Raw genomic sequence first — 18,052 nt, forward strand, 5'->3', positions numbered from 1 at the left:
TCATGTCTCCTAAAAATTATATTACTAAAAACTTGAATGAAAATAAAACATTAATGTTTGTTTTACTTTTCTTATCATTTAACTATTACGGAATGGCTCAAGTAAGAGTAAATTTTACTCCAAGAGAACCTGTTGCAAGTCCGTCAACATCAATATATAAAGTTAAGGGTGATTTTTCATTAATTGGAAACACAAATTTGACCTTAAATTCTTATGATGATAACGAACCAAATAGTAATAACAACATGCGCTATGTTGATGTAGATGGTGATGCAAGTACATTTAATTCTTCCTCTGCAAATTTGACTTTTTCAAATGAAAACGGAGCGGTTCCTGAGTGTTCAAAAGTTGTTTTTGCAGGTTTATATTGGACAGGAAGAGCATCAGATGGTTCAAGTAGTCCTGATACATTTGATGTTACAAAAAATGCTGTTACCAAAACGTTTAACAAAAGAAAAGTACAATTAAAGGGACCATTATCAAGTTCTTATACTGAAATTACAGCGGGTACAAATGACATCTATTACCCTCAAAATAGTGATGGTTTTATGTATTCTGCTTTCGCAGAAATAACAGATTATGTCAAAACGAATGGTTTGGGCCAATATACGGTTGCTGATATTGCACTTGTTGAAGGCAATGGAGGTGGAACAGGTTATTATGGTGGCTGGGGAATTATTGTTGTTTACGAAAATTCTAAAATGAAATGGCGCGATATTACTGTTTTTGATGGACATGCTTATGTACAAGGTAGTACAACTGTGAGTCACGAAATTCCAATTTCTGGTTTTAATGCCGTTCAAACGGGTCAGGTAAATATTAAACTTGGGTTAATGGCAGGTGAAGGTGATCGTAGTATAAGTGGTGATTATTTTAACATTCGTCGTTCAAGTGATAATAATTGGCAAGCATTAAATCATACAGGAAACGGAACAAATAATTTTTTTAATTCATCGATTCAAACAGGTGGTAATACAAGGAATCCCAATTTGTTAAACAATACGGGGTTAGATATTTCAATGTTTAATATTCCTAATGTAGGAAACAGTGTTATTGCTAATAATCAAACATCAACAACACTTCGTTATGGTTCTACACAAGATACATATGTTATATTTATGGCAGCAATGGCTGTAGATGCATACATTCCAGAAGCTGAAGGAGTTATGTCTTTGGTGTCTATTAATGGATTACCTGCGACAAGCACCACAACAGTATCACCAGGAGAAGAAATTGAATATTCGATTAAAATTTTGAATGAAGGTACTGATGCTATAAATAATGCACAAATACGAATTGAAATTCCATATATGGCTACTTTTGTAAACGGAAGTCAATCGGGAATCATCAATTTCAGCCCATTACCTACTCCAAATAATTTATATTTTAATCCAGCAATTGGGGCATCTGGTGCATTAATTTGGGATATTGGAACATTACCGGTTCCGGCAAATCCTTCTGATGTTTTAGGAGAATTAAAATATAAAATAAAGATTACAGAAGATTGTTTTTTACTTAAAAATCAATTTTGTATACCAAGTACTAGTCTTCAAGGCTTTATTAATGGAGTTGGTGCACTTACAGGAATACCGATCACTAATCAACCTTTTATACAAGGTTATGTGACCTCTGGATTATGTATTGGTGATCCAATTACTGATCCCATTTCAGTTAGTATTGATGCAACCAATTATATTAGTCAAAATTGTCAAAATGAGAATGTTGAATTAAGTTTTGACTTTTGTGGGACTAATGTTCAAATTCCTTTCAATTCAATTGCATCAAATTATCCAAATGGTACCCAATTTTATAACTCATATCCAGTAACACCTTCAACAACAGAATACTCAACAAATAATCCTTTTCCTAACGGAATTGGAGTACATACCTTTTATGCAATTCCACCCAATTCAAATGGATGTTATTATAGATTTACAATTGTTATTGATGATATCCCAATTATAACATCACCTGCATCAACAACTATTAATGGCTGTGGAACTAGTGCACTCACTACTCTACCATTTAGTACAGTTCCTGTTGCTATTACATTACAAGATTTTATTACTATTGGAGGAAGTGTTTCAAATACTACTTTAACTTATACTATAACTTATGTTGATGTAATTGCTGGAAATTGTCCTACTATTATCAATAGAAGTTATACTGTTTCAACTTCTTGTGTAACAGTTAATTTAAGTCAAGTATTCACCATAGAACTCAATGATTTTACATTACCTGCAAACACTACTTCAACTGTAGCTTGTGCTGCGGATATTGTAGCGCCTTCGGTTCCTGTTGTAACGGATAATTGTGGTAATGTGTTAGTAGCTTCGGCTCCTGTAGTTTCAACAACTCCAGCTTGTGAAGGAAATGTGACGTATACCTATACTTTCACGGATTGTGAAGGAAACACGCACAATTGGGTACATACTTTCACTATTGAAAACAGCGATTTTACATTACCTGCTAACACTGCTTCAACTGTGGCTTGTGCTGCGGATATTGTAGCGCCTTCGGTTCCTGTTGTAACAGATAATTGTGGCGATGTATTAGTGGCTTCTGCTCCTTCGATTTCTACAACTCCAGCTTGTGAAGGAAATGTTACTTATACGTATACTTTTACGGATTGTGAAGGAAACTCGCACAATTGGGTACATACTTTCACTATTGAAAATACTGATTTTACGCTTCCTGCAAATACTGCTTCAACTGTGGCTTGTGCTGCGGATATTGTAGCGCCAAGTGTTCCTGTTGTAACGGATAATTGTGGTAATGTGTTAGTAGCTTCGGCTCCTGCTATTTCTGCTAATCCAGCTTGTGAAGGAAATGTGACGTATACTTATACTTTTACGGATTGTGAAGGAAATGCGCACAATTGGGTACATACTTTTACTATCGAAAACAGCGATTTTACATTACCTGCAAACACTACTTCAACGGTAGCTTGTGCTGCGGATATTGTAGCGCCTTCGGTTCCTGTTGTAACGGATAATTGTGGTAATGTGTTAGTAGCTTCGGCTCCTGTAGTTTCAACAACTCCAGCTTGTGAAGGAAATGTGACGTATACCTATACTTTCACGGATTGTGAAGGAAACACGCACAATTGGGTACATACTTTCACTATTGAAAACAGCGATTTTACATTACCTGCTAACACTGCTTCAACTGTGGCTTGTGCTGCGGATATTGTAGCGCCTTCGGTTCCTGTTGTAACAGATAATTGTGGCGATGTATTAGTGGCTTCTGCTCCTTCGATTTCTACAACTCCAGCTTGTGAAGGAAATGTGACGTATACCTATACTTTCACGGATTGTGAAGGAAACACGCACAATTGGGTACATACTTTCACTATTGAAAATACGGATTTTACGCTTCCAGCAAACACTACTTCAACGGTAGCTTGTGCTGCGGATATTGTAGCGCCAAGTGTTCCTGTTGTAACGGATAATTGTGGTAATGTGTTAGTAGCTTCGGCTCCTGCTATTTCTACAACTCCAGCATGTGAAGGAAATGTGACTTATACCTATACTTTCACGGATTGTGAAGGAAACTCTCACAATTGGGTACATACTTTCACTATTGAAAATACGGATTTTACGCTTCCAGCAAACACTACTTCAACGGTAGCTTGTGCTGCGGATATTGTAGCGCCAAGTGTTCCTGTTGTAACGGATAATTGTGGTAATGTGTTAGTAGCTTCGGCTCCTGCTATTTCTACAACTCCAGCATGTGAAGGAAATGTAACCTATACTTATACATTCACGGATTGTGAAGGAAACACGCACAATTGGGTACATACTTTCACTATTGAAAACAGCGATTTTACATTACCTGCTAACACTGCTTCAACTGTGGCTTGTGCTGCGGATATTGTAGCGCCTTCGGTTCCTGTTGTAACGGACAATTGTGGTAATGTGTTAGTAGCTTCGGCTCCTTCGATTTCTACAACTCCAGCTTGTGAAGGAACTGTAACCTATACCTATACTTTCACGGATTGTGAAGGAAACACGCACAATTGGATACATACTTTCACTATCGAAAATACTGATTTTACATTACCTGCAAACACTACTTCAACGGTAGCTTGTGCTGCGGATATTGTAGCGCCAAGTGTTCCTGTTGTAACGGACAATTGTGGTAATGTGTTAGTAGCTTCGGCTCCTTCGATTTCTACAACTCCAGCTTGTGAAGGAACTGTAACCTATACCTATACTTTCACGGATTGTGAAGGCAACTCGCACAATTGGGTACATACTTTCACTATTGAAAACAGTGATTTTACATTACCTGCCAACACTGCTTCAACGGTTGCTTGTGCTGCGGATATTGTAGCACCAAGTGTTCCTGTAGTAACGGACAATTGTGGTAATGTGTTAGTGGCTTCGGCTCCTTCGGTTTCTACAACTCCAGCTTGTGAAGGAACTGTGACCTATACCTATACTTTTACCGATTGTGAAGGCAACTCGCACAATTGGGTACATACTTTCACTATCGAAAATACTGATTTTACATTACCTGCAAACACTACTTCAACGGTAGCTTGTGCTGCGGATATTGTAGCGCCAAGTGTTCCTGTTGTAACGGACAATTGTGGTAATGTGTTAGTAGCTTCGGCTCCTTCGATTTCTACAACTCCAGCTTGTGAAGGAACTGTAACCTATACCTATACTTTCACGGATTGTGAAGGAAACACGCACAATTGGATACATACTTTCACTATCGAAAACAGTGATTTTACATTACCTGCCAACACTGCTTCAACGGTTGCTTGTGCTGCGGATATTGTAGCACCAAGTGTTCCTGTTGTAACGGACAATTGTGGTAATGTGTTAGTAGCTTCGGCTCCTTCGATTTCTACAACTCCAGCTTGTGAAGGAACTGTAACCTATACCTATACTTTCACGGATTGTGAAGGAAACACGCACAATTGGATACATACTTTCACTATCGAAAATACTGATTTTACATTACCTGCAAACACTACTTCAACGGTAGCTTGTGCTGCGGATATTGTAGCGCCAAGTGTTCCTGTTGTAACGGATAATTGTGGTAATGTGTTAGTAGCTTCGGCTCCTGCTATTTCTACAACTCCAGCATGTGAAGGAAATGTAACCTATACTTATACATTCACGGATTGTGAAGGAAACACGCACAATTGGGTACATACTTTCACTATTGAAAACAGCGATTTTACATTACCTGCTAACACTGCTTCAACTGTGGCTTGTGCTGCGGATATTGTAGCGCCTTCGGTTCCTGTTGTAACAGATAATTGTGGCGATGTATTAGTGGCTTCTGCTCCTGTTGTTTCAACAACTCCAGCTTGTGAAGGAACTGTAACCTATACCTATACTTTTACCGATTGTGAAGGCAACTCGCACAATTGGGTACATACATTCACTATTGAAAATACTGATTTTACATTACCTGCAAACACTACTTCAACGGTAGCTTGTGCTGCGGATATTGTAGCGCCAAGTGTTCCTGTTGTAACAGATAATTGTGGTAATGTGTTAGTAGCTTCGGCTCCTACGATTTCTACAACTCCAGCTTGTGAAGGAACTGTAACCTATACCTATACTTTCACGGATTGTGAAGGAAACACGCACAATTGGATACATACTTTCACTATCGAAAACAGTGATTTTACATTACCTGCCAACACTGCTTCAACGGTTGCTTGTGCTGCGGATATTGTAGCACCAAGTGTTCCTGTTGTAACGGACAATTGTGGTAATGTGTTGGTAGCTTCGGCTCCTTCGATTTCTACAACTCCAGCTTGTGAAGGAACTGTAACCTATACCTATACTTTCACGGATTGTGAAGGAAACACGCACAATTGGATACATACTTTCACTATCGAAAATACTGATTTTACATTACCTGCAAACACTACTTCAACGGTAGCTTGTGCTGCGGATATTGTAGCGCCAAGTGTTCCTGTTGTAACGGATAATTGTGGTAATGTGTTAGTAGCTTCGGCTCCTGCTATTTCTACAACTCCAGCATGTGAAGGAAATGTAACCTATACTTATACATTCACGGATTGTGAAGGAAACACGCACAATTGGGTACATACTTTCACTATTGAAAACAGCGATTTTACATTACCTGCTAACACTGCTTCAACTGTGGCTTGTGCTGCGGATATTGTAGCGCCTTCGGTTCCTGTTGTAACAGATAATTGTGGCGATGTATTAGTGGCTTCTGCTCCTGTTGTTTCAACAACTCCAGCTTGTGAAGGAACTGTAACCTATACCTATACTTTCACGGATTGTGAAGGAAACTCGCACAATTGGGTACATACATTCACTATTGAAAATACTGATTTTACACTTCCTGCAAATACTGCTTCTAGTGTAGCTTGTGCTGCGGATATTGTAGCACCAAGTGTTCCTGTTGTAACAGATAATTGTGGTAATGTATTAGTAGCTTCGGCTCCTACGATTTCTACAACTCCAGCTTGTGAAGGAAATGTGACGTATACTTATACTTTTACGGATTGTGAAGGAAATGCGCACAATTGGGTACATACTTTTACTATCGAAAACAGCGATTTTACATTACCTGCAAACACTACTTCAACGGTAGCTTGTGCTGCGGATATTGTAGCGCCAAGTGTTCCTGTAGTAACGGATAATTGTGGTAATGTGTTGGTAGCTTCGGCTCCTGTGGTTTCTACAACTCCAGCTTGTGAAGGAAATGTGACTTATACCTATACTTTCACGGATTGTGAAGGAAACGCGCACAATTGGGTACATACTTTTACTATTGAAAATAGCGATTTTACGCTTCCTGCAAACACTACTTCAACTGTAGCTTGTGCTGCGGATATTGTAGCGCCAAGTGTTCCTGTTGTAACAGATAATTGTGGAAATATACTAGTGGCTTCTGCTCCTGCTATTTCTGCTAATCCTGCTTGTGAAGGAAATGTGACTTATACCTATACTTTCACGGATTGTGAAGGAAACTCTCACAATTGGGTACATACTTTCACTATTGAAAATACGGATTTTACGCTTCCAGCAAACACTACTTCAACGGTAGCTTGTGCTGCGGATATTGTAGCGCCAAGTGTTCCTGTTGTAACGGATAATTGTGGTAATGTGTTAGTAGCTTCGGCTCCTGCTATTTCTACAACTCCAGCATGTGAAGGAAATGTAACCTATACGTATACTTTTACCGATTGTGAAGGAAACGCGCACAATTGGGTACATACATTCACTATCGAAAATACTGATTTTACGCTTCCTGCAAACACTGCTTCAACGGTAGCTTGTGCTGCAGATATTGTAGCGCCAAGTGTTCCTGTAGTAACGGACAATTGTGGAAATATATTAGTGGCTTCGGCTCCTGTTATTTCTGCTAATCCAGCTTGTGAAGGAACTGTGACGTATACCTATACTTTTACGGATTGTGAAGGAAATGCGCACAATTGGGTACATACATTCACTATTGAAAATACTGATTTTACACTTCCTGCAAATACTGCTTCTAGTGTAGCTTGTGCTGCGGATATTGTAGCACCAAGTGTTCCTGTTGTAACAGATAATTGTGGTAATGTATTAGTAGCTTCGGCTCCTGCTATTTCTACAACTCCAGCATGTGAAGGAAATGTAACCTATACGTATACTTTTACCGATTGTGAAGGAAACGCGCACAATTGGGTACATACATTCACTATCGAAAATACTGATTTTACGCTTCCTGCAAACACTGCTTCAACGGTAGCTTGTGCTGCAGATATTGTAGCGCCAAGTGTTCCTGTAGTAACGGACAATTGTGGAAATATACTAGTGGCTTCTGCTCCTGTAGTTTCTACAACTCCAGCTTGTGAAGGAAATGTGACGTATACCTATACTTTCACGGATTGTGAAGGAAACACGCACAATTGGGTACATACTTTTACTATTGATGATACAACTCCTCCAACTGGAATTGCGCCTTCAGATCTTTTAGATTTACAATGTACTTCGGAAATTCCTGTTGCGGATATTAACTTAGTAACTGATGTTGCAGATAATTGCAATGGAACGGTTACAGTAACTGTTTCGGAAACAAATAATGGCGGAAGCGGTTGTAATGGTAATCCTTTAATTATTACAAGAACTTATACCTTAACAGATTGTAGTGGTTTAACAACAAACTTAGTTCAAACTATTGTTGTTGAAGATAACACTGCTCCTATTTTTACAAGTGAATTACCCGTAAATAGTAGTGTTTCCTGTGATGCTATTCCTGAAGCGCAAACTTTAACGGCAACTGACAATTGTGATAATGATATACTAATTTCTGTTTCGGATAATATCGACACAAGTAATTCAAATTGTGCTGGACAATATCTGATCATAAGAACATGGACAGCCACAGACGATTGTAACAATAGTGTAACTTATTCACAAACAATTACTGTTTATGATACAGCTGCACCAACAATTGTTACTCCATTAGATGCTGAAATTGATGTTATTTGTTCTGAAATTCCACCAACACCAATACCTGATTTTATAGATAATTGTTCTGGAATATTAGATGTTATTCATAATGAAACTACAAACACTATTTCCATTTATGAATATACAATTACTCATGTGTGGACAGTTTCTGATAATTGTGGAAATCAAGCTACTTTTTCACAAATTGTTAATGTAACAGTTGAAGAACCTTTTGATGCAATTAACTATGCAATTTGTATTGAAGAAGACGCAATTGATTTATTTACTATATTAGACGATTCAATTCCAACAAATGGAACTTGGGTTGAGATTACAAATTCTGGTGGATTATCTGGAAGTATTTTTAATCCAGCAAACGTAACATTAGGTTATTATACATTGCAATACACTGTAAATCAAGAAAATAATGATTGTCCGATGATATTTGAAATCTATTTAAATGTAAACGATGATTGTGTGGTTTTAGCAGCTTGTGATATTACAGTTTATAATGCAATTTCACCAAACGATGACTTTTCGAATGATGTAATGATCATTGATGGTATAGAATGTTATCCAAATAACACAGTTGAAATTTATAATCGATGGGGCGTTTTAGTTTATGATGAAAAAGGTTATGATAATGCATTGAAATCATTTAAAGGAAAATCAGAAGGTAGAAATACTTACAATAAAAACGAACTTTTACCAGATGGAACCTATTTCTATATTTTGAAATATACAGATGAAGAAAACAAAAATCATGACAAATCGGGCTATCTATACCTTAACCGTTAAGAAATATAGCAACTAAAATTATGACCAAGATGAAAACATATATCACAATAATTTGTACATTCATTTTAAATGTTTTGTGCTATTCACAACAAGATTCTCAATATACTCAATACATGTATAATACCGCAAATGTAAATCCTGCATATGCTGGTTCAAGAGGAACTTTAACTGCATTTCTTTTACATAGAAATCAATGGGTTGGTTTAGATGGCGCTCCAGTGACAAACAATTTTACCGTAAATTCACCTTTAGGGGATTCAAATTTTGGAATTGGTGTTTCGTTTACAAATGATAAAATCGGACCAACATCTGAAAACGAAATATCTGCAGATTTAGCTTATTTTATTCAAATTTCAGAAAATTATAAATTATCATTAGGATTGAAAGGAACGGCTAATTTATTTAATTTAGATGTAAACAAATTAACTATTTATGATCCCTTAGATCCCCAATTTCAAAATGTAGATACCGAGTTTTCGCCTAATGTTGGTGCAGGTTTATATTTGTTTTCTGAAAATACCTACGTGGGTTTATCGGTTCCTAATCTTTTTGAAAGTTATCGTTATAATGATAATAATGTAGCCATTACGAAAGAAAAAATGCACTTTTATTTTATTGCTGGACATGTTTTTGAACTTAGTCCTAGCTTGAAATTTAAACCTGCTTTATTAACAAAATTAGTAGAAGGTTCTCCTTTACAAGCCGATGTTACCGCCAACTTTTTATTGTTTGACAAACTAACTTTAGGTGCTGCTTATCGATGGGATGCAGCCGTAAGTGCTTTAGCTGGCTTTCAAATTTCAGATTCTTGGTTTATTGGCTACGGATATGATTTAGAAACTACTAAATTAGCACGATACAATTCAGGTTCGCACGAAATATTCCTTCGTTATGAACTTTTCAATAGAACACGAGTAACTGCACCAAGATTCTTCTAAATTTAGGATTATGAAAACAAAATACACCATTTTATTCATCATAGGATTCACTTTTCTTTCTTTTGGACAAACAACCAAATTGAAAACTGCTGATAAAAAATACGACACTTATTCTTATATCGATGCTATCGAAATTTATGAAAAAGTTGCCGAAAAAGGCTATAAATCAGTTGATTTATTTCAAAAATTAGGGAATGCCTACTATTTCAATGGCGAATTAGATAAAGCTTCAAAATGGTATGGCGACTTATTTGCGCTAAATCAAGAAGTCGATGCCGAATATTATTTTAGATATGCACAAGCATTAAAATCGCAAGAAAATTATACCAAATCAAATGAATACATGGAACTTTTCAACAAGAAATCTCCAGATTCTAGAGGAAAATTATTCGTGCAGAACAAAGATTATCTTTCAGATATTAATGCGGTTTCAGGAAAATATACTATTGGAAAAACGGATATAAACTCTGAATTTTATGATTATGGCCCTTCTTTTTTTGGTGATCAAGTTGTTTTTACTTCTTCAAGAAGCGAAGGCAATTCGCACTCAAAAATTCACAGTTGGACCAATCAAAACTTTACAGATTTATTTGTAACCTCAATTGATATCAATGGAAAATTAGGCGGAGTTGAAAATTTTTCTAAAGAAATCAATACCAAATACAATGAGTCCTCCCCTGTTTTTACAAAAGATGGCAAAACCATGTATTTTACCAGAAATAATTACAATGATGGAAAAAAAGGAAAAAGTGACGATAAAGTAAGTATTCTTGAAAAAATTTACAAAGCCGAGTTAATCAATAATGAATGGACGAATGTAAAAGAACTTCCGTTTTGCAATGACAATTATAAAACTGCGCATCCAGCTTTGAGTCCCGATGAAAAAACATTGTATTTTGCATCAAATATGCCTGGAAGTTTAGGAATGTCCGATTTATACAAAGTGTCTATTGATGCCAACGGAAACTTTGGAACACCCGAAAATTTAGGACCAACCATCAATACCGAAGGAAGAGAAACATTCCCGTTTATGGATGCGGATAACAACTTATTCTTTGCTTCAGACGGACATCCAGGATTAGGAGGTTTAGACGTTTTTGAAGCTAAAATGGTTAACAACTCGTTGCAAAAACCACAAAATATTGGCAAACCGATCAACAGTTCAAAAGACGATTTTGGTTATGTGAACAAAGACAAATTAGGTTTCTTTACTTCTAACCGAGACGAAGGTGTGGGTTTTGATGACATTTACACCTTTACAATTTGTACGTATACTTTAAGCGGATTAATTAAAGATATTGACACTCAACTTATATTACCCAATTCAAAAGTGGTTTTATTTGACGAAAACATGAACAAAGTAAGCGAAACGACTTCCTCTGAGAAAGGGTATTATGAATTCCAATTGGATTGCGATAAAAAGTATTATGTAAGAGCTTCAAAAGAAGAATACGAAACGGCTGAAAAAACCTTAACCTCTACTAAAACAACCGGAACATCGAATTTAGATATTGAATTAAAACGCAATGTTATTCCAATTGAAGAAGGAACCGACTTAGCAAAAGTATTGAATATCAGTATTATTTATTTTGATTTAGACAAATGGAATATTCGACCAGATGCAGCAGAAGATTTAGAAAAAATTATTGCGGTGATGAAACAATATCCAACTATGGTTGTAGACATTCGTTCGCATACCGATAGCCGTCAAACGCACAAATACAATGAATTACTTTCTGATAGAAGAGCAAAATCTACTTTAGAATTTATGGTGAAAAACGGCATCAGCAGAAGCCGATTAACCGCCAAAGGCTATGGTGAAAACCAATTGCTAAACAACTGTGCCGACGATGTGCCGTGTAGCGAGGAAGAACACCAAAAAAACAGACGAAGTGAATTCATTGTTATAAAAATGTAAACCCCTATACCACAATAAAAAAGCAGTTATTTTGAAAGAAATTGCTGCTTTTTTATGTAGTAAAAATTTTATATATTTGATGATATTAATTAGTTAGGCGCAATTAAAATGAACGATACAACCAGACCAAATTCATCAGAAATACAATTCTTAACTTTAGCTTATAATCGTTTCTACGACTTGTACGAAGAAGTCATGAGTGATGATTTTTGGGATAAAAATGATTGGGAAAGGTTTTCAAAAATAAAACAAGCATATTCAATTTATGCGGAACTATTAAATTACGAGCCAATTAAATGGGTAATCGAAAAACTGAAAACTGAAAGACCTCCAATGGAATCGGAAATAGGAAGTGAGCTTTTTAAGTTTGTAAGAAATGTTATTTCACATTTTCCGTTTTTCACCAAATGGGATGAAGTTTGGGTTAGTAAACCAATAGTAAATTGGCATAAGGAAGACCAAACAATTGATAGGTTTTTGAAAAAATATGCTGGTAAACCTGAAGTCAAATATAGATTCTGGGAAGATGACAAAAAGTTAATGACTTATTTGACAATTTCATTTCCTTCCGAATATTTAGAACAGTCAAAAATCTTTTTAAAAGATATTATTACAGAAAAAGAAGGTGTAAAGTTTTCGTTTATTTTGATGAAAAAAATAATTAATACCCAAGTTGAATCCGTAAAAGAAATCAAAGAATGAAAACACTTTGGTGTTGGCGCTGTAAAATGGAAATTCCTATGCTAAATGAGGAAGAATATATTATTGCATCAAAATTATATGGTGAAAGTTTTCAAAAAATGAAGACAGGATTGTCTAGAAAAGAGAGTTTTAAGCCAATGCTGGATTATTATAATGAGATAACAGGATTTGGAGAAACTGAACCAAATGCAATCATGCATCATAGAATTTCTCAATATGGACCACCATGTGAAAATTGCGGAAAACCATATAGAACACCTCAAGCATCATTTTGTGCTTCATGCGGAAATAAAAGATTAACTGCGCCTAACAGCGGTTTTATGAAAGTGGGACTTTTAAGCAAACTGAAAGTTTTTTTTGTAAATTTAACGTCATTTATTAACCGAAACTAAGGCTATAAAAAAACCACCTTCATAAAGCCGGCGAAACGTTCACAAATATTTTTCAAACCATGTACGATGAGACATATAATTTCAATACTCCTATTTTTATTTCTTTTGAGTTGTAAAAAAACTGAAAACAAAACTCAAATTGAAATTTCAAACACTAAAGACATTAATGAAATAGTATTTGCTATAATAATTAAAGATAGCTTAAACGTTTCGATAAATGCAAAGAACTCTAAAATGTTTTGCGAAGAACTTCCTAAATTAAAAATTTATATTCCTGAAAAATCAAAAGATGGAGAAATCGTCCCCTTGTCTACTCTATCACAAAATGCTGTTTCAATAGAAGAGTTATTACATTATAAAAAGTCAGAATTTTTTAAAGTCAAAGATTCTTTGCATTTACTCAAACAAAATTCAAATTCTCAAAAATTTAAAATTGACAAAATCATTTTTGACAAAATTAATCTCACAACAAAAAAAAATGAAAACAATAAAAAGAAAACTGGCAAACCATTTGATTTTTACGAAATGACAATACCAGTTTTTTCTTTGGATAATCAAAAAGCCTTTGTACAATTAAACCATTATTGTAACGGTTTATGTGGTAATGGAGTTTCTTTATTTTTAGAAAAAATTAATGGAAAATGGAAAATAGTTGATAGGTGGGAAACTTGGATGAGTTAAAAAAATATTTGATAACTTCAGCTTGTATTAATAGATCAACTTATTGAAATATACAATAACAAATCATTTCCACAATATCAAAACAAAAAAGCAGCTATTTCTCTCAAAATAGCTGCTTTTTTTATAAACAAACATGAAATTTTTATTTCTTAATAAACATATTGGTGTAGTATTTTTTTCCTTCATCATCAATTTTGATTGAAGCACCAAAATGCGTGTAATCGCCTTCTAAATTGGCTTTGTGACTTGGACTATTTACCCAAGCTGCAACTGTAGATTGTGCAGAAGAATAAGCGTAGGCAACGTTTTCTCCTACTCTGCCAGCACCTAAAACTTGCTGTAAATTTGTTTTTCTTTCGTTAAAGCCATCGTGGTTGACATCCTGAATGGATATCATATACGCATTGTGCTCGTCTGATTTATACGATATATGTTCAATTATTTGCAACGGATTCAATCCTACAGAAACTCTGTAAGTATTTACTTCGTCTAACAAATCTAATTCAAGAGTTGAATGGGAATAGTTTTTAGCAGTTTCGTTAGTAGTTGACGTACTTTCTGAATCTGAAGAACATGAGGTAAAAAATGATAGGGTAATTGTTAGGGTAAAAAAGGCAACCATTAAATTTTTCATAATCATTTCATTTAAAAACACTTACCTTTTTTTATAAAAAATCGACGAAGTGTATGATTTACCAGACAAATGTATTAAATCGTCGATGATACGCAAATAAATTCGATGAAATGCACAAAAATTTAACACTTTAACCTTTCATATAACAATTACTTAATAATTTACTTACAGAAAATAAAAAAACCCAACTAAAAATAGTTGGGTTGTAAAGTATTGAAAATTATATTTCTGACTATCAAGGAGATAATCGTTCTATTTTCCAATTGAAATCTTCCTCTAAATGGTATCTAATTCGATCATGTAAGCGATTCGGACGACCTTGCCAAAATTCTACTTCTACTGGACGTACTAAAAAGCCACCCCAATGTGCGGGACGCAATATTTCTTTGCCTTCAAAATCTTTTTCCAATTGCTTTAAATTAGCCTCTAAAAATTCACGATTTGGAATCACTTCACTTTGTGGTGAAACAATGGCACCCAGCTTACTTCCATCTGGACGCGAAGCAAAATAATTGTCTGAAAGAGTTGCATCGATTTTTTCGGCAATTCCTTTTATAATGATTTGGCGTTCCACCGTTGGCCAAAAAAAAGACAAACAAATATTCGGATTGTTTAAAATTGCTTTTCCTTTTTCTGAATTGTAATTGGTATAAAAAATAAATCCTTCTTCATTAAACTTTTTAAGCAACACCACTCTCGATTTTGGAAAACCATCTAACCCTATGGTTGAAACGGTCATTGCGTTTACTTCTTCGGCTGCGTTTAAATCTTCCGCTTCATAAAACCATCGATGAAAAAGATTGATGGGATCTTCTGGAATTTGATTTTCCAAAAGTTCGCTTTTTTCATAGGATTTTCTGTAATTACTTAAATCTTTCATTTTTGATTGGCTGTTTGAACAACAAAGTTACAAAGTCAAAACAATAATTCTGCTAAAACAAAAATTAAAATTAAACCTTTTTGAATATCTTTAGTCTTATGAAAATAATCGATTGATTTTGCAAGACGAAAAAGCATTTGTTTTAGAATTAATACACCCAAAAACGCAAAATGAAGCGTTTAGAAAACTCTTGCAATTATATCAAAAACCCTTGTATAATCACATTAGAGGAATGGTTTTAAACCATGATGACGCGGATGATGTACTGCAAAATACGTTTGTTAAAGTATTTGCTAATTTAAAGAATTTTAAAGGCGATAGTAAATTATTTTCATGGATGTATCGAATTGCAACCAACGAAGCTATCACTTTTATGCAACAACGCGCCAAAAAACAAGGCATATCCAACGAAGAAGTACAACAAAAAGAATTAAACAAATTAGAAAGTGATGTATTCTTTGATGGCGATGAAATTCAATTAAAACTTCAAAAAGCGATTGCAACGCTACCCGAAAAACAACAACTTGTGTTTAAAATGAGATACTTTGAAGAAATTAAATACGAAGAAATGTCCGAAATTTTAACCACTTCGGTGGGTGCATTAAAAGCAAGTTATCATATTGCGGTAAAAAAATTGAAGAATATTTACATACAAATTAAACCTTTTAGCACTATTTTTGTCTAATGAATATGAAGCATTTTGATTTAGAAAATAACGATAAAATTACAACTGGATTTAAAACACCAGAAGATTACTTTGAGCAATTTGAAGCAAAAATGATGCAACAAATTGCAGGGGAACAACCCGTTGAAAAAGAAGTAAAAGTGGTTTCGTTATTCTACAGAAAACAAGTTTGGATGAGTAGTATTGCAGCTTTGTTATTAGTTGCAATTGCAATTCCAGTATATTTTAATATGGCAAATGAAACCAATTTAGATGCCTCAACAATTGAAAGCTATTTAGCACAACAAAGCGTTGGAACTACAGAATTAACCAAGCATTTGACAGACGAAGACATCTTAGCTCTTGAAAGCACTTTAGGAGCTTCAACATCAGAACGTGATGAAATAGAAGCCTATTTATCAGAAACTGAAAACTTAGATTACATTTTAAACGAATAAATTATGAAAACTAAATTTATATTTCCAATCCTATTTCTTTTGATGACATCAATTTCCTTTGCGCAAGGATTTAGAGAGAAAAAAGAAAAAGTAAAAGCACTTAAAGTAGCTTACATTACAGAACAATTAGATTTAACTACGGAAGAAGCACAAAAATTTTGGCCCATCTATAACACGTTTGACGATAAGCAAGCCGAATTGCGTCATGAAAAAATGAGAGCAATTTTGGATCGATTTGAACCCGGAAGTGTGGAGAAATTATCTGAAAAAGAAGCTTCTGCCCTATTGACTCAAATGGAAACGATTGAAGAGAATTTATTTACACTTCGTAAAAAATTCATCAAAGATTTACAAGGTGTTATTAGTGCAAAGAAAATTATTAAGCTTAAAAAAGCAGAGGAAGATTTTAATCGTCATTTATTGAAACAAATGCGAGAAAAAAGAAAAGGATAAAAAAAAAACGCTCAATTATTAATTTGAGCGTTTTTTTTATTTTATTTCAAACCGAACTAATTTATTTCTTCCCGTAGCATAAAACACTTTTTCTGATTCAAATCTAAACGTATAAAAATCCTTATCATCAGAAAATTTCGTCCAACTTTGTCCAAAATCAGAAGAATAAAACAATCCAGTTCCACCAACAGAAATTAGCTGATTTCCTTTGCTATTTGGTACAAATTGAACACAAGAAGCATAACCAAAAGCTTCATTTTCAGCAATTAAACGCCATGTTTTTCCACCATTGGTTGAAGTTGCTTTGTTTGACCAATTTTGAGTTTGCTTTAGGTAATTTCCGCCTGCAATAATTCCTTTTTTATCATTGTAAAAATCGGCTGTAAAAATTCCGGTCATTTCTTCACCTTGCACAATAGGTGTTTCATACACTTGCCAAGAAATTCCAAAATCGTGCGAAACAAAAACACGTGATTTCTTGCCGCCAGAAACCATAAAAATTGATTTCCCTTTTACAATTAAATTCGTATTGCTCGATGCAAAAGCAGCTTCACCTTCATTCACTTTGGGTAAATTTGCACAAGAAATCTTTTCCCAAGAATTGCCTCCATTGGTTGTTTTAATAAAAGACAAACAGTGTTCTGTGGGATCACCCATTGCAAAACCGTTCAAATCATCAACAAATTGCATGCTATCGTAAAATACTTTCTCGTTTTCTTCTTGGTAAACAAGGGTTTCTTTCAAAGATTTTTTATCAATTTTAATCAACTTGGCTGGATTTCCAACTGCTAAAATAAAAATCGCCTCTTTTGTGGCTGCAATACTTCTAAATTCTGTAGCATTGGAAACGCTTTGAATTGTTTTTACTATTAACTTATCTTTTTTCTTATCGTAAAAACCGTATCTACCTTTATCCATTCCTAGCCAAACTGTATCTGTTTCAACAAAAATGGCTCTGCAACTCAGTTTTTCGGTAGAAATAATTTTAGCTTCAAATTTAGGAGCAACAATTTCTTTTTTTGAAGCACAACCTAAGCAAATTAAAAGGATAAATAAATAGTTTTTCATACAATAGAATTATAATTTCAAATATAAG

General features: G+C 34.7%; 12 protein-coding genes. 9 read left to right on the plus strand and 3 right to left on the minus strand.

Annotation, left to right across the window (positions count from 1 at the left end; translation table 11 throughout):
* Positions 1-2: 2 nt before the first annotated feature.
* The 6 genes from OLM52_RS03800 (at position 3) to OLM52_RS03825 (ending at position 13,867) form a co-directional block, all read left to right on the plus strand.
* The gene (locus tag OLM52_RS03800; protein WP_264549818.1) at positions 3-9,236 is read left to right on the plus strand and encodes a gliding motility-associated C-terminal domain-containing protein; all 9,234 of its coding nucleotides are present in this window, start codon (positions 3-5) and stop codon (positions 9,234-9,236) included.
* Positions 9,237-9,265: 29 nt separating this feature from the next.
* Entirely contained in the window at positions 9,266-10,174 is a 909-nt protein-coding gene (locus OLM52_RS03805; RefSeq protein WP_264549819.1) for a type IX secretion system membrane protein PorP/SprF, read from the plus strand.
* 10 nt (positions 10,175-10,184) lie between these two features.
* Complete coding sequence (locus OLM52_RS03810; protein WP_264549820.1) at positions 10,185-12,092, plus strand: OmpA family protein; 1,908 nt, start codon at positions 10,185-10,187, stop codon at positions 12,090-12,092.
* A 108-nt stretch (positions 12,093-12,200) separates the two neighbouring features.
* On the plus strand, positions 12,201-12,794 hold the full coding sequence (locus OLM52_RS03815) for a hypothetical protein (RefSeq protein ID WP_264549821.1): 594 nt from the start codon (positions 12,201-12,203) through the stop codon (positions 12,792-12,794).
* A complete protein-coding gene (locus OLM52_RS03820; RefSeq protein ID WP_264549822.1) occupies positions 12,791-13,186 on the plus strand; it encodes a hypothetical protein in 396 nt (131 codons plus the stop codon). Before OLM52_RS03815 ends, OLM52_RS03820 begins: the two co-directional genes overlap by 4 nt.
* Before the next feature lie 105 nt (positions 13,187-13,291).
* Positions 13,292-13,867 carry a hypothetical protein gene (locus OLM52_RS03825; RefSeq protein WP_264549823.1) on the plus strand — a complete coding sequence of 192 codons (576 nt, stop codon included), beginning with the start codon at positions 13,292-13,294 and terminating at the stop codon, positions 13,865-13,867.
* Between the two features lie 142 nt (positions 13,868-14,009).
* On the opposite strand, the gene OLM52_RS03830 is transcribed toward OLM52_RS03825, so the two are convergent.
* Together OLM52_RS03830 and pdxH are read right to left on the minus strand one after the other, a co-directional pair.
* A complete protein-coding gene (locus OLM52_RS03830; RefSeq protein WP_264549824.1) occupies positions 14,010-14,501 on the minus strand; it encodes a CAP domain-containing protein in 492 nt (163 codons plus the stop codon).
* Between the two features lie 235 nt (positions 14,502-14,736).
* Positions 14,737-15,381, minus strand: coding sequence for a pyridoxamine 5'-phosphate oxidase (gene pdxH, locus OLM52_RS03835; RefSeq protein WP_264549825.1), 645 nt, complete (start codon positions 15,379-15,381; stop codon positions 14,737-14,739).
* Positions 15,382-15,499: 118 nt separating this feature from the next.
* Between pdxH and OLM52_RS03840 the strand changes: the two genes are divergently transcribed.
* The 3 genes from OLM52_RS03840 to OLM52_RS03850 are packed head-to-tail and all read left to right on the plus strand — an operon-like array spanning position 15,500 to position 16,956.
* The gene (locus OLM52_RS03840) at positions 15,500-16,066 is read left to right on the plus strand and encodes an RNA polymerase sigma factor (protein ID WP_264550516.1); all 567 of its coding nucleotides are present in this window, start codon (positions 15,500-15,502) and stop codon (positions 16,064-16,066) included.
* Positions 16,067-16,071: 5 nt separating this feature from the next.
* Positions 16,072-16,503: a hypothetical protein gene (locus tag OLM52_RS03845; protein WP_264549826.1), complete on the plus strand. Its 432-nt coding sequence runs from the start codon at positions 16,072-16,074 to the stop codon at positions 16,501-16,503.
* Between the two features lie 3 nt (positions 16,504-16,506).
* The gene (locus OLM52_RS03850; RefSeq protein WP_264549827.1) at positions 16,507-16,956 is read left to right on the plus strand and encodes a sensor of ECF-type sigma factor; all 450 of its coding nucleotides are present in this window, start codon (positions 16,507-16,509) and stop codon (positions 16,954-16,956) included.
* Positions 16,957-16,992: 36 nt separating this feature from the next.
* On the opposite strand, the gene OLM52_RS03855 is transcribed toward OLM52_RS03850, so the two are convergent.
* Entirely contained in the window at positions 16,993-18,024 is a 1,032-nt protein-coding gene (locus tag OLM52_RS03855) for a WD40/YVTN/BNR-like repeat-containing protein (protein WP_264549828.1), read from the minus strand.
* Positions 18,025-18,052: the final 28 nt, after the last annotated feature.

Origin of the sequence: Flavobacterium sp. N2820, assembly GCF_025947285.1 — a bacterium.
GTDB lineage: Bacteria > Bacteroidota > Bacteroidia > Flavobacteriales > Flavobacteriaceae > Flavobacterium.